Origin of the sequence: Paenibacillus pabuli NBRC 13638, assembly GCF_001514495.1 — a bacterium.
GTDB classification, from domain to species: Bacteria; Bacillota; Bacilli; order Paenibacillales; family Paenibacillaceae; genus Paenibacillus; species Paenibacillus pabuli.
Genome location: NZ_BCNM01000019.1, coordinates 83,581 through 97,237, shown reverse-complemented (window position 1 = coordinate 97,237; position 13,657 = coordinate 83,581). Strand labels below are relative to the sequence as shown.

At 48.7% G+C, this 13,657-nt stretch carries 10 protein-coding genes; all 10 read left to right on the top strand.

Going from position 1 to position 13,657, the window contains the following annotated elements; genetic code table 11:
• Window positions 1–23: 23 nt before the first annotated feature.
• The 10 genes from PPA03S_RS23550 to murB all read left to right on the top strand — a co-directional run bounded on the left by PPA03S_RS23550 (window position 24) and on the right by murB (window position 13,647).
• A complete protein-coding gene (locus PPA03S_RS23550) occupies window positions 24–449 on the top strand; it encodes a hypothetical protein (RefSeq protein ID WP_062326410.1) in 426 nt (141 codons plus the stop codon).
• A gap of 54 nt (window positions 450–503) precedes the next feature.
• Window positions 504–2,834: a penicillin-binding transpeptidase domain-containing protein gene (locus tag PPA03S_RS23545; RefSeq protein ID WP_062326408.1), complete on the top strand. Its 2,331-nt coding sequence runs from the start codon at window positions 504–506 to the stop codon at window positions 2,832–2,834.
• Window positions 2,835–2,927: 93 nt separating this feature from the next.
• Window positions 2,928–4,892, top strand: coding sequence for a stage V sporulation protein D (locus tag PPA03S_RS23540; protein WP_062326406.1), 1,965 nt, complete (start codon window positions 2,928–2,930; stop codon window positions 4,890–4,892).
• Window positions 4,893–5,022: 130 nt separating this feature from the next.
• Complete coding sequence (locus PPA03S_RS23535) at window positions 5,023–6,510, top strand: UDP-N-acetylmuramoyl-L-alanyl-D-glutamate--2,6-diaminopimelate ligase (RefSeq protein WP_062326404.1); 1,488 nt, start codon at window positions 5,023–5,025, stop codon at window positions 6,508–6,510.
• Window positions 6,510–7,913 (top strand): UDP-N-acetylmuramoyl-tripeptide--D-alanyl-D-alanine ligase, encoded by a 1,404-nt coding sequence (locus PPA03S_RS23530; RefSeq protein ID WP_062326529.1) that lies wholly within the window; start codon window positions 6,510–6,512, stop codon window positions 7,911–7,913. The genes PPA03S_RS23535 and PPA03S_RS23530 overlap by 1 nt, the downstream gene beginning before the upstream one ends.
• A 21-nt stretch (window positions 7,914–7,934) precedes the next feature.
• A complete protein-coding gene (gene mraY / locus PPA03S_RS23525) occupies window positions 7,935–8,903 on the top strand; it encodes a phospho-N-acetylmuramoyl-pentapeptide-transferase (protein WP_062326403.1) in 969 nt (322 codons plus the stop codon).
• Window positions 8,904–8,906: 3 nt separating this feature from the next.
• Entirely contained in the window at window positions 8,907–10,328 is a 1,422-nt protein-coding gene (gene murD, locus PPA03S_RS23520; protein WP_062326402.1) for a UDP-N-acetylmuramoyl-L-alanine--D-glutamate ligase, read from the top strand.
• A 48-nt stretch (window positions 10,329–10,376) separates the two neighbouring features.
• Entirely contained in the window at window positions 10,377–11,474 is a 1,098-nt protein-coding gene (spoVE, locus tag PPA03S_RS23515; RefSeq protein ID WP_062326401.1) for a stage V sporulation protein E, read from the top strand.
• Window positions 11,475–11,481: 7 nt separating this feature from the next.
• The gene (gene murG, locus PPA03S_RS23510) at window positions 11,482–12,591 is read left to right on the top strand and encodes an undecaprenyldiphospho-muramoylpentapeptide beta-N-acetylglucosaminyltransferase (protein WP_062326400.1); all 1,110 of its coding nucleotides are present in this window, start codon (window positions 11,482–11,484) and stop codon (window positions 12,589–12,591) included.
• A 150-nt stretch (window positions 12,592–12,741) separates the two neighbouring features.
• The gene (gene murB / locus PPA03S_RS23505; protein ID WP_062326399.1) at window positions 12,742–13,647 is read left to right on the top strand and encodes a UDP-N-acetylmuramate dehydrogenase; all 906 of its coding nucleotides are present in this window, start codon (window positions 12,742–12,744) and stop codon (window positions 13,645–13,647) included.
• Window positions 13,648–13,657 lie beyond the last annotated feature (10 nt).

The window sequence follows — 13,657 nt, the reverse complement described above, 5'->3', positions numbered from 1 at the left end:
AAACAGAGTGGAGGAGCCTTTGTATGGCATATACACGTGGTAATTTGGCAGTGAAAGAAAAAGCGTCCCAAGAGCGTGTGACCCAGCAGCGGTACAAGGAAACCACCAAAGTGGTGACCCGTCGTACCGGTCTTCCGGTACGCGAGAAGTTTTTGTATCTGATTACGGTGATTGCTGTCATTGTTGTCGGCGGTGTTATGATGTCGCGCTATGCGCACATTTATGAGCTTAACAAGCAGGCACAGACGACGTTGTCCGACGTAAGAAAGGCAGAGAAAACCATTGCAGATTTGCAAGTGGAGAAAGAAAAACTGAACAATTTGGTCATCGAGAATGCTCGCAAACTTGGTTACGTTGAGGCTTCCGGCAAGGATGTTATTTTTGTACCTCGCTCAACAAGTACAACGAACTCGACAGGTACTGAATCATCCTCGGATTCAAGCCAATAAGTAGAACATTTTGTATCCATCCATACAGAATGCTGAAGCAAAAGAGGTGTACCGATGGTAAAAAGAATAAAGATGCGCACGCTGCTTATAGGGGGATGTATTACCCTCTTTTTTCTTGTACTAATAATCCGCATATTTTTTATTCAGGTGGTTAATAGCGGTTTTTGGCAGGGAGAAGCGGCTGGTTTGGTAGAGCGCGAACAAACCATCAAGGCCAGCCGTGGGTCCATCACAGACCGGAATGGTAACATTCTGGCGACAGATTCTCCTGCATACACCGTGTCCGTGAATCCGGAGCTGATTAACAAGTTCGGGATTGAAGATGTGGTTATTGACAAACTGTCTGAATTATTGGGTAAAAACGAGAGCGAAATGCGTGCGCTTGTAACAGCCAAAAAGGAAAATGGCTCATTCTTTCAGCAGCGTGAAGTACGAAGTGAAGGGTACAAAATCAACCCTGAATTGGCTGCTAAAGTCGAAGAATTTCGCAAAAAATTGCAGGATGACTACAAGGCCCAAAACGCGATTGTCCTGACACAGGAGTCGAAGCGGTACTATCCTGAGGAAACGCTCGCCTCTCATCTTCTGGGGTATATGAGCCGTGATGGCAAGGCTGTCAACGGTCTGGAATTATCCTACGATGAACAGCTTACAGGTACAGATGGTTATCTGAACTATCAGAAGGATGCCAAAGGCATTAAGCTTCCAGATTCACAGGACAGCTACCTTCCTCCGCAAAACGGGAATAATCTGAAGCTGACGATCGATGATACCATTCAGTTCTACATCGAAGATGCCATGAAAGAAGCAGTAGCTCAGTACAATCCGCTGAGCATGACTGTCATTGCTGCAGATCCCAATACGATGGAAATTCTCGGTATGGCGAACTGGCCAACCTTTAACCCTAACACCTATGGGAAAACGCCAGATCAGAAAAATTTTATTAACCATGCTATACAATCGATCTATGAGCCAGGGTCTACGTTTAAAATTGTTACCCTGGCGGGTGCGGTTGAAGAGAAGCTGTTTGATCCTAACGCCACGTTTGAATCCAAGCGGACCTATATCGGGGGTTACCCAATCAGTGACAACGGTCACGCTTATGGCCGAATTTCCTACTTGGAAGGTGTTAAACGTTCAAGTAATATTGCGTTTGTTAATCTGGGTTATAACATGCTTGGCGGTGAACGTTTGCGTCATTACATAGACCAATTCGGTTTTGGTAAAAAGACGGGCATTGATCTGCCGAGTGAATCAGCTTCACCAATCAAGCCGCTGGTTTATAAATCGGAAATTGCCACAGCCGCCTATGGTCATGGTCTTGTACAGGTAACACCAATCCAGCAGGTAGCAGCCATTTCGGCCATTGCCAACGGAGGGAAACTCATGGAGCCGCACTTGGTAAAGGAGATTATCAATCCAAATGACGGTTCATCCGAAGTGATCAAGCCTAAAGTCGTTCGTCAGGTCATTTCCAAGGAATCTTCCAAACTGGTGAGCGGGTACCTGGAGCAGGTTGTTGCAGATCAGACGATTGGTACCGGACGTAATGCTTACATTGAAGGGTATCGTGTGGCTGGTAAAACCGGTACGGCTAGAAAAGTTGTCAACGGGGATTACAGTAAATCCAAAGACGTCGTTTCGTTTATCGGGTTTGCGCCCGTAAATAATCCTAAAATTGCGATCCTGGTTGTGATTGACCAGCCGGACGGTGCCAATATTGGCGGAGGGAAAGCCGCCGCACCGGTATTCAAAAAGATTGCCAGTCAAGCTCTTCAATATATGGGAGTCCCGAAAGATACAGTGAAGACCACTGACAAAAAGTCAAAAACAACTCCGGTTGTTCAAGCCAAAGCTCCTGATCTGTCAGGTAAGACAGCGAAACAGGCCAGAAGCCAGCTTTTGAACGCAGGGATTGCCTATGAAACACTCGGCCAGGGTGAAAGTGTTATTCGCCAGTATCCTGCAGCGGGTGCGTCCATGAATCCGGGTCAGCGAATCTATCTGCTAACCGAAGAGAGCAGCAAGATGAAAATCCCTGATCTGACGGGTGAATCTCTCCGGGATGCACTTGAAGTACTTTCTCTTATGAAAGTGGGCGTGACCGTTAAAGGTGAGGGTTATGTCGTGAAGCAAACGGAGCAGGTATCAGGTGAACAGAGAACAGTTCAGCTTAGCTTGCAGACAGCCAAAGCGGCGGTTACCGGTATAGCGGATGATGCTCCTGAGTCTTCTGATCCAACTTCAGAAGATGAGACTAACAAACAAGTGGGATCTGATGAAGCGGTGAACATGGAAGAATCGGGCCAAACAAGTACGCCAACTACACCTGCAAATGAGACCGAGTCGTCTACCGAGACATCGGATGAGGCCTCGCTTCCATAGAGATCACTGACAGCTTGTTCTAACCCCTGGTTGTCCTGAATATTCATGAATGGAACACAATCATGATTTTGGGACGAGTGGGGGGATCTTTTCGTGAAGGGATCAAGCGTAAATCTGCGGCGCAGGCTGCTGTGGAGTTTAATGATTTTAGTGTTGTTATTTTCTGCCCTGGTGATCAGGCTTGCTTATGTACAACTTGGGGAAGGCCCAGAATTGTCGGCGAAAGCGGAAGAATCCTGGCGGCGCAACATCCCCTATTCAGCCAAACGGGGAGAAATTCTGGATCGGAATGGAACTTCTCTGGCCTACAACGTGACAACTCCGACCATTATGGCGATTCCTGCTCAGGTGAAAGAAGCGGAAACAACAGCAAGAGCGCTGGCCCCTTTGCTGGGGATGACCGAGGAGAAAGTGCTGGCAACCATCAAGAAGAGAGAATTAATTGTCCGACTACAACCCGGTGGCCGCAAAATTACGATGGAGAAAGCTCAGCACATCCGTGATTTGAAGCTTCCGGGTATCGTTGTTGCTGAGGATAATAAACGCTTTTATCCTTATGACGACCTGGCGGCTCATATTCTTGGATTTACGGGCATTGATAATCAGGGACTGACAGGCGTAGAGAAAAAATATGATGACAAGCTGAACGGTTTGAATGGCAGTGTGTCCTACTTGTCCGATGCGGCCGGAAGGCTTATGCCGGGCTCATCTGAGAAGTATGTGGAACCGAAGGATGGTCTGAACCTGAAACTGACTATTGATAAATCGATACAGTCCATCATGGAACGAGAGCTTGATCAGGCCATGGTCAAATTCCAGGCCAACTCGGCGCTTGCCATAGCCATGAATCCCAAAACGGGCGAAATCCTTGGCATGGCTAGCAGACCGGGCTATGAACCAGCGGATTACCAGCAATATCCTTCTGAAGTATATAACCGTAATTTACCGATCTGGATGACCTACGAACCGGGTTCAACGTTTAAGATCATTACGCTCGCAGCGGCACTGGAAGAGAAAAAAGTCAATTTGACGCAGGATCAGTTCTATGATCCCGGATTTGTTGAAGTTGGAGGCGCTCGCTTGCGCTGCTGGAAAAAGGGCGGCCATGGAAGTCAGACATTCCTGCAAGTCGTGGAAAACTCCTGCAACCCTGGTTTTGTTGCTCTGGGGCAAAAGCTTGGCAAAGAATCGTTGTTCTCCTACATTAAAGACTTTGGATTCGGCACCAAAACAGGCATTGATCTGAGTGGAGAGGCCAGCGGGATCCTGTTCAAACTGTCACGTGTAGGACCTGTAGAGCTTGCAACTACTGCTTTTGGTCAAGGGGTCTCCGTCACACCCATTCAACAAGTAGCGGCTGTGTCAGCCGCCATTAATGGTGGTAAACTATACAAGCCTTATGTTACGAAGGCATGGGTTCATCCGGTAACGGGAGAAGTGATGGAAGAAGCCAAGCCGGAACTGGTTCGACAAGTGATCTCGGAAGCTACATCCAAGCAAGTGCGTGAAGCACTGGAAAGTGTAGTTGCCAAAGGAACGGGACGTCCGGCGTTTATTGATGGATATCGAGTTGGCGGCAAAACAGGTACAGCCCAGAAGGTCATTAATGGACGTTATTCTTCTACCGAGCATATTGTATCTTTTATCGGTTTTGCTCCAGCTGACGATCCGCAGATTGTGGTGTATACTGCGGTGGATAATCCGAAAGGGATCCAGTTTGGCGGCGTGGTTGCGGCCCCGATTGTGCAGAATATTCTTGAGGATTCGTTGCATTACATGAATGTTCCTGTCCGTAAGGATCAGGTAGCCAAAGAATACAAGTACGGAGAGACCAAAATCGTAACAGTTCCCGATCTGACAGGAGCTACGGTCGAAGACTTGTATGAAGATCTGAATATGAATTTTATGCTGGCCAAATCCGGCAGTGGCAAATATGTGATTAACCAGGCACCAAAACCAGGAGCACGAGTGGAGCAAGGCTCTACCATACGCATCTATATGGGCGATGTTCTGAATGATATTCATGATCATACCAAGGAGGAAGGACAAGAGCCCTGACGGGGCTCTTGATCCCTACACCGCAACAAAATTCACTGACTTGCGTTTCATTAATGGGCTGTATTGACGATAGTATGAATACAGAGAGATATTGAAGTCGAAGTAAATTTGGAAAAGTGAGGTTATTCATGTGCTTTTAAAACAACTTTTATCAACGCTGACAACCGCCCGTGTCATTGGCGAACCAAATACAGAATGTCAAAACCTACAGACAGATTCTCGCCAGGTACAACCGGGAGATCTGTTTATCTGTCTTCCGGGACATACGGTCGACGGACATGATTATGCCGAGAAGGCCGTGAACGCCGGAGCTGTTGCCCTGGTAGTGGAGCGTGAACTGGATCTGCCTGTTCCGCAACTCTTAGTTAAAGATAGCCGTTTTGCAATGGCTGTACTGGCAGATTCCTTTTTTGACTCGCCAAGCCGCAAGATGAATATGATTGGGGTAACAGGAACCAACGGCAAAACAACGACAACCTACCTGATTGAAAAAATCATGAGTGATTATGGTCAGAAAACGGGTTTGATCGGTACCATTCAAATGCGTTATGACGGTCGCACATACCCAATGTCAGGGACAACGCCGGAAGCGCTCGATTTGCAGCGCAGTCTGTATGATATGGTTCAAGCAGGCACGAAGTGTTGTGTTATGGAAGTTTCCTCCCACGCTCTGGAGCAAGGTCGTGTTAAGGGAACGGAATTCCGTACTGCCGTGTTCACGAATCTGACGCAGGACCATCTGGATTACCATCATTCGATGGAAGAATATCGTGCGGCCAAAGGGCTGTTCTTTGCAAGGCTGGGTAACGGGTATACGGAAGATGCTTCAAAGCGGAAATTTGCTGTGATCAACGCAGATGATCCCGCAGCAGCCTATTTTAGTTCTGTTACAGCGGCTGAAGTGATTACATACGGCATGGAAGACAATGCGGATGTTCGCGCATCCCATATTTCAATCACCTCTCAAGGTACATCTTTCCATGTGGACACCTTCCGTGGAAGCACGGATATTCGTCTACGGATGGTCGGCAAATTCAATGTATACAACGCAATGGCAGCCATTGCTGCTGCGCTTGTTGAAAATGTTCCGTTGGAAGAGATCAAACGTAGTCTGGAGACGGTGCCTGGTGTAGATGGACGTGTAGAGGCTGTGGATGAAGGACAGCCGTTTGCTGTTATTGTGGATTATGCACATACCCCGGATGGCCTGGAGAACGTGCTGCGGACAGTGAAAGAATTTGCTGAAGGACGTGTCATCTGTGTATTTGGGTGCGGTGGTGATCGGGACCGTACGAAACGTCCGTTAATGGGCAAAATTGCAGCGAAATATAGCGACTTCGTATTGGTTACTTCCGATAATCCGCGTACAGAAGATCCTGATTTGATTCTTAAAGACATTGAACAGGGATTGATTGAAGATGGGATTCAAGCGGATCGGTATACCATGATTGTAGATCGACGCCAGGCGATTCATGAAGCTATTGAAATGGCAAGCCCTGCCGATGTAGTATTGATTGCGGGCAAGGGCCACGAGACTTATCAAATCATTGGTACAACCAAGACGGACTTTGACGACCGGATCATAGCGAAAGAAGCGATAAGGGGCAAATCCAATTGATAAAAAAAACATTGGCACAAATCGCCGAGATGTGTGGAGGAACACTAACTGACGTTGCTGCTTATGGAGATGTGCGTGTTGAAGGTGTATTTACAGATTCGCGTAAGCCCACCCAAGGCAGTCTCTTTATCCCGCTGGTTGGCGAAAGGTTTGACGGACATGAATTTGTGCAAACCTGTGTAGAGAAGGGTGCTGCCGGGGCACTATGGCAAAGGGACCATGGGACTGCACCACAAGGTGCTGTCATTGTTGTAGAGGATACCCTTGTTGCATTGCAGGAGCTCGCGTCATCCTATTTACGGGAGAGCGATGCATCGGTCGTGGGCATTACCGGCAGCAATGGCAAAACAACAACGAAAGACATTGTGGATGCCATTCTGTCTACCACGTTCAAAGTGCACAAAACCCAAGGCAACTTTAATAATCATATTGGCTTGCCACTCACCGTGTTAAGCATGGAGCCGGATACTGAAATTGTGATTCTTGAAATGGGCATGAGCGGACGGGGCGAGATCGAAGAATTGTCTGGTATTGCCCAGCCGGATGTCGCGATCATCACGAACATTGGGGAGTCTCATCTGCTTCAACTGGGGTCCAGATTGGAGATTGCCCGTGCCAAGGCAGAAATCGCTGCTGGCATGAAACCAGGCGGTTTGCTGATCTACAACGGAGACGAGCCTTTGATTGCGCAAGTATTGGCAGAGCCGGCCACAAAGCAGCCAGAAGGCCTTCAGCGTTATACATTTGGCTTGCAGACAGATAACGATGATTATCCTACCGGACTGATGAATGTGCAAGGCGGGGTTGCTTTTACAACCAAGCAGTCGGGAGAAGCGGCTCTTACATTGCCATTGCTGGGGACTCACAATGTGGTTAACTGTCTTGCTGCGCTAGCGGTCGCACGTCATTATGGAGTGGAATCTGAACAAATTGCAGCAGGGCTGTCCGGGTTGAAATTAACAGGCATGCGTATTGAAATTCTTCAGGGTGTTAGTGGTCTGACCATGCTAAACGATGCATACAATGCAAGTCCAACGTCTATGAAGGCCGCTGTGGACGTGTTGGAGAGTCTTAAAGGATATCGCAATAAAGTAGCTGTACTAGGCGATATGCTTGAATTGGGGCCCCAGGAGCAGGAGCTCCATCGTGGCATTGGGGAATACATTACTCCTGACAAAATGAATATGGTGCTGGCTTACGGCCCTCTGTCCTCAAGTATTGCTGAAGGGGCGAGACAGAACATGCCTGCGGACGCCGTACATGCGTTTGAGAGCAAAGAGGAATTGACCCGTTTTCTGCTGGAGAGGCTCCATCCCAGAGACGTTGTCTTGTTCAAAGCCTCCCGGGGCATGAAGCTGGAGGACGTGGTCGAAGCGCTAAAAATAGCTTCATTACAGAATTGAGTAGACTAGAGGGGTGAACCCATGGATTTTCAGGTATTACTTTTAACAATCGGTGTTTCATTTATTTTGGCGGTGATTGCCGCACCGCTCTTGATTCCATTGCTGCGTCGAATGAAATTCGGGCAGCAGGTTAGGGATGATGGGCCACAGAGCCATTTGAAAAAAAGTGGAACACCCACAATGGGCGGAGTAGTCATTTTACTTGCGTTCGCATTGGCTTTTTTGAAATTTTCAGCGGTCAAAAATACGGACTTTTACGTCCTGCTTGTAGCTACACTGGGATTCGGTCTGATTGGCTTTCTGGATGATTACATCAAGATTGTATTCAAACGTTCATTGGGACTTACAGCCAGACAAAAGTTATTTGGTCAGTTATTGTTTAGTGCAGTGATGTGTTACTTGCTGATCCAAAATGGGCATAGTACGGCTATATCGGTTCCAGGTACATCTATATCCTTCGACTGGACGGGATGGTTCTACTATCCATTTGTTGTGTTCATGATGCTTGCCATTACGAATGCAGTCAACTTTACGGACGGTCTGGATGGTTTGCTGTCCGGGGTGAGCGCCATTGCATTTGGCGCATTTGCCATTGTGGCCATGCAAGCAACATCGATGCCAGCAGCCGTATGTGCGGCAGCAATGATCGGTGCGGTGCTTGGTTTTCTCGTATACAATGCACACCCAGCCAAAGTATTTATGGGAGATACAGGCTCCCTGGGAATTGGCGGTGCGATTGGTGCAGTCGCTATTGTAACGAAGACAGAACTTCTTTTTGTTATCATTGGCGGTATTTTCGTTATCGAGATCCTGTCCGTTATTATTCAAGTGGTATCATTTAAAACACGTGGCAAACGCATATTCAAAATGAGCCCGATTCATCATCACTTTGAACTGAGCGGCTGGTCTGAATGGCGGGTTGTCATTACTTTTTGGGCGGTAGGTGCCATATTGGCCGCTCTTGGACTTTATCTCAACAAGGGGTTGTAGACAATGAACCATCCAGAATCATATCGTGGACAACAAGTGGTTGTTCTTGGACTCGCGAAGAGCGGTGTGCAGGTTGCCAAAGTATTAGATCGTGCAGGCGCCAAAGTTATAGTTAATGATAAAAAAGAGAGAGAACAGTGTCCCGAAGCATCCGAATTGGAGGCTTTGGGAATTTCTGTTGTATGCGGAGGGCATCCAGACGGCTTGATCCATCGCGATGTGAAGCTTGTCGTCAAAAATCCGGGCATTCCGTATCAAGCACCTCCTGTACAGCAAGCTCTTGCATTGGGTATCGAAGTAGTAACTGAGGTGGAGGTCGCTTATCATTTATGCGCTGCCCCTATAATCGGGATCACGGGCTCCAATGGGAAAACAACCACCACAACATGGGTAGGCAACATGTTGGAGCATGCCGGTTTGAAACCTATCGTTGCCGGCAATATTGGAACGCCATTGTGTGAGGCGGCAGAGCAGGCTTCTGCGGATAACTGGATGGTGGTGGAGCTTAGCAGTTTCCAACTAAAAGGCACAGCTGAGTTCCGTCCACGGATTGCCACTCTGCTAAACGTGGCGGAAACTCATTTGGACTACCATGGGGACATGGATGATTATGTGGCTTCCAAAGCCAAATTGTTCTCCAACCAGCAGCCGGAAGATGTAGCTATTCTGAACTGGGATGATCCGGTATGCCGCGGACTGGTCCCTTATATCAAGGCAAGACTGCTCCCATTCTCACTGACAGAGACGCTTGAAGCAGGGGTCTATGCTGATCCGCCATACGTGGATGGGGAAGAGGATGATGTGAAGCGCCAGGTGATCTATGCAGACGGTCAGGGCAACCATCACGTCATTATTGATGTGGAAGACATCGGAATCCCAGGACGATTCAATGTGGGGAATGCATTGGCAGCAGTAGCGATCGCTGTGACCGCTGGAGCCGATCCTTCTGTGCTTGCTGCGCCGCTGGCTGACTTCAAGGGGGTTGAACACCGTCTTGAGTATGTGCTTGAGCATAATGGAGCCAACTATTACAACAATTCCAAGGCGACCAACTCCAAGGCAACCGTAATGGCGCTGAACTCATTTAAGGAGCCGGTTGTACTCATTGCCGGAGGGCTGGATCGTGGCTCAGATATGATGGAGTTGCTACCATTGTTCCAGGAGCGTGTGAAAGCTGTAGTCGCTCTGGGAGAAACACGCACGAAAATTGCCAAGGTCGCTGAATTGGCTGGATTAAAGCAAATTAAGGTCGTCGATAATGAGGAGGACGCTGCCCAAACGTTAACCGCTGCCGTGCTGGAAGCATCGCGGCTTGCAGCTCCAGGTGATGTCGTCTTGTTATCACCGGCGTGCGCAAGCTGGGACATGTTTGCTTCATATGAAGAGCGGGGACGCATTTTTAAAGAGGCGGCGCATAACTTGTAAGTAGGGGGGTGGAAAAGCCCCTACTTCCATGCAAGGGGTGGCCTCCTGATGAAACAGTCGCGACCGGCGCCGGATATCTGGCTCCTGATTTGTATTCTGGCATTGCTTGCCATCGGCATTATTATGGTCTATAGTGCGGGCTCGGTACTTGCTTTCCATGACTATGGTGATTCATTTTACTTTGTCAAAAGACAGCTGTTGTTCGCTGGACTTGGGCTTGCTGCCATGTTTGTTACCGCCAATGTGGACTATCGGGTCTGGAGAAAATATGCCAAGCCTATACTGATTGCCTGTTTTATTATGCTGATTGCGGTGCTGATTCCCGGCATCGGAGTAGTTCGTGGAGGAGCGCGGAGCTGGTTGGGCATTGGCTCATTCGGCATACAGCCTTCGGAATTCATGAAATTGGGCATGAACCTGTTTCTTGCTCACTGGTTAAGCAAGGAACCTGGTAAAATCAAAACGTTCACTACGGGGCTTCTGCCACCGCTTGGCTTGATTGGTTTAGCCTTTGGTATTATTATGCTTCAGCCCGATTTAGGGACAGGCACCGTAATGCTGGGTGCATCTATGCTTATTATTTTTACGGCAGGAGCACGCATGAAGCATCTTTTGCTGCTGGCCCTTGGCGGGGTAGCAGGGTTTGCCGCGTTGATTGCAGCAGCTCCTTACCGGTTACAGCGAATAACCGCTTTTTTGGACCCGTGGTCTGATCCACTTGGTGCTGGGTATCAGATCATTCAATCTTTATATGCGATCGGTCCCGGAGGACTTGCGGGCTTGGGGCTGGGCATGAGTCGGCAAAAATACAGTTATGTACCTGAGCCGCAAACGGATTTTATTTTTTCCATTTTGGCAGAAGAGCTTGGCTTCATTGGTGGAATGATTGTATTATTGCTGTTTCTGTTACTGGTGTGGAGAGGGATGCGCGTAGCAATGACAGTACCGGATGCTTTTGGAAGTCTGCTGGGCGTCGGGATCGTGGGTATGGTGGCTGTACAGGTCATCATTAACATCGGTGTCGTTATTGGGCTTATGCCCGTTACGGGGATTACACTTCCCCTTATCAGTTATGGCGGATCCTCTCTGACCTTGATGTTGACAGCACTAGGAATATTATTAAACTTATCCCGTTATGCGAGGTGAATCTACGATGCGAGTCGTTCTAAGCGGCGGCGGTACAGGTGGTCATATCTACCCGGCCGTTGCTATAGCAAGACAATGTGAGGCGGAGAATCCCGACTCGACATTTCTATATATTGGGGGTACCCGAGGGCTGGAAAGCAAACTGGTGCCGCAGGAAAATATTCCGTTTCAATCGATTGATATTACAGGTTTTCGCCGAAAGTTATCCATAGACAATCTGAAGACGGTCATGAGATTTCTTCAAGGTGTTCGCAAAGCCAAAAAAATGCTCAAGGAATTCAAGCCCGATGTCGTCATTGGTACCGGTGGTTATGTGTGTGGACCTGTCGTGTATGCGGCAGCTAAACTCGGTATTCCAAGTGTCATTCATGAGCAGAATGCCATTCCCGGATTGACTAACAAATTCCTGACCCGGTATGTGGATACGGTAGCTGTTAGTTTTGAAGGGTCGGAAAAGGCATTTTCCGGAGCCAAACGGGTGGTGTATACCGGCAATCCAAGAGCTACCACGGTAGCTCAGGCCAGCCGTGACCGTGGCTTTGCGACGCTGGGTGTACCGATGAACAGCAGAGTTGTTCTTGTGGTTGGCGGCAGCCGTGGTGCGAAAGCAATTAATAAGGCCATGGTGGACATGGCACCAATGCTGGAACAGCTTGATGATGTGCATGTAGTTTACGTCACAGGCGATTCCTATTTTGATGAAACACGTGAAGCCATTCGCAGCTCACTTGGTACCATGCCGAATCATCTGCATGTGCTGCCTTACGTACACAATATGCCTGAGGTTCTTGCTTGTACGTCGCTGATCGTGAATCGTGCAGGGGCTTCATTCCTTGCCGAGATCACCTCTCTTGGCATTCCGTCCATCCTGATTCCGTCACCTAACGTGACGAATAATCATCAGGAGGCGAATGCCCGCACGCTTGAGGGTGGCGGTGCATCACTCACCATGCTGGAAAAGGATCTCACAGGGCAGTCGTTATATGAAGCGGTTGCTGGAATTATGAAAGATGAACCGGCACGCAGAAGGATGGCTGAAGCCTCCCGAAAACTGGGTAAACCTGATGCAGCCGAAGTGCTTGTGAGCGAGATTCGGCGTCTTGCTGCAGGGCGGTAAAGTGCGTTTTGGGCGTTTGTCACACACGCGGCGGGACTGACATAAGATACCGTATAAATTGTGACAATCGTTCCATGGCGCCGCAGCACTTACTGCAGTAACGAAAACAGCAGCGTGCTCATCGGTTTTGAAGTAAAGGAGGATATAAATATGCAGCAGTGGATATCGCTACTATCCCAGAACAATGTCGGCAAAGTTCTTGAAAACGAGCCGTTAGCCAAATACACCACATGGAAGATCGGCGGTCCTGCAGATGCGCTGATCATACCGGAAAACAAGGAGCAAATGGTCAATCTCATCCAATTGCTGCACGAGCATCAGATTCCCTGGATGCAGCTCGGACGGGGTTCCAACATGCTGGTGTCTGACAAAGGAATACGCGGAGTTGTCGTGAAACCGGGAGAAGGCTTTGATTATGCCGAGTTTCATGAAAAAGGCGTAACAGCAGGAGCGGCACATTCCTTTGTTAAACTTAGTGTGGTTGCTGCCAAAAAAGAGTGGACCGGTTTGGAATTCGGCAGCGGCATCCCCGGAACGGTCGGCGGAGCCGTATACATGAACGCTGGTGCCCATGGATCGGATGTGTCACGGATATTTCAATCCGCTGAGATTGTCTTGGAGACAGGAGAATTGGTACGTTACAGCAAGGAGGACATGGAATTTGCGTATCGGCACTCTGTTCTGCACGAGCGGAGAGGCATTGTGCTGGAGGCTACGTTTGAACTCCAGCAAGGAGAACGCAAGGTCATTTCGGAAGCGATGGCGGCTTACAAAGACCGCCGGAGACGTACACAGCCACTGCAGATGGCGTGTGCAGGCAGCGTATTCCGAAATCCACCCGGTGATCATGCTGCCCGACTGATAGAAGCAGCGGGACTTAAAGGTATGACTCAGGGAGGCGCACAGGTATCCACCATGCATGCCAATTTCATTGTCAATACAGGGCAGGCGACAGCAGAGGACGTTATCACCCTTATGCAGCATATACAGAGCACTATATTATCTCAAAACGGTATTAACCTGGTACCGGAAGTCTTCGTAGTGGGTGAGCGGTAAACCCCGGAGG

Bases quoted from the DNA above. Each gene is read 5' to 3' on its own strand.
- PPA03S_RS23550 (WP_062326410.1), top strand. From the start codon at position 24: ATGGCATATACACGTGGTAATTTGGCAGTGAAAGAAAAAGCGTCCCAA.
- PPA03S_RS23545 (WP_062326408.1), top strand. From the start codon at position 504: ATGGTAAAAAGAATAAAGATGCGCACGCTGCTTATAGGGGGATGTATT.
- mraY (WP_062326403.1), top strand. From the start codon at position 7,935: ATGGATTTTCAGGTATTACTTTTAACAATCGGTGTTTCATTTATTTTG.
- murD (WP_062326402.1), top strand. From the start codon at position 8,907: ATGAACCATCCAGAATCATATCGTGGACAACAAGTGGTTGTTCTTGGA.
- spoVE (WP_062326401.1), top strand. From the start codon at position 10,377: ATGAAACAGTCGCGACCGGCGCCGGATATCTGGCTCCTGATTTGTATT.
- murG (WP_062326400.1), top strand. From the start codon at position 11,482: ATGCGAGTCGTTCTAAGCGGCGGCGGTACAGGTGGTCATATCTACCCG.
- murB (WP_062326399.1), top strand. From the start codon at position 12,742: ATGCAGCAGTGGATATCGCTACTATCCCAGAACAATGTCGGCAAAGTT.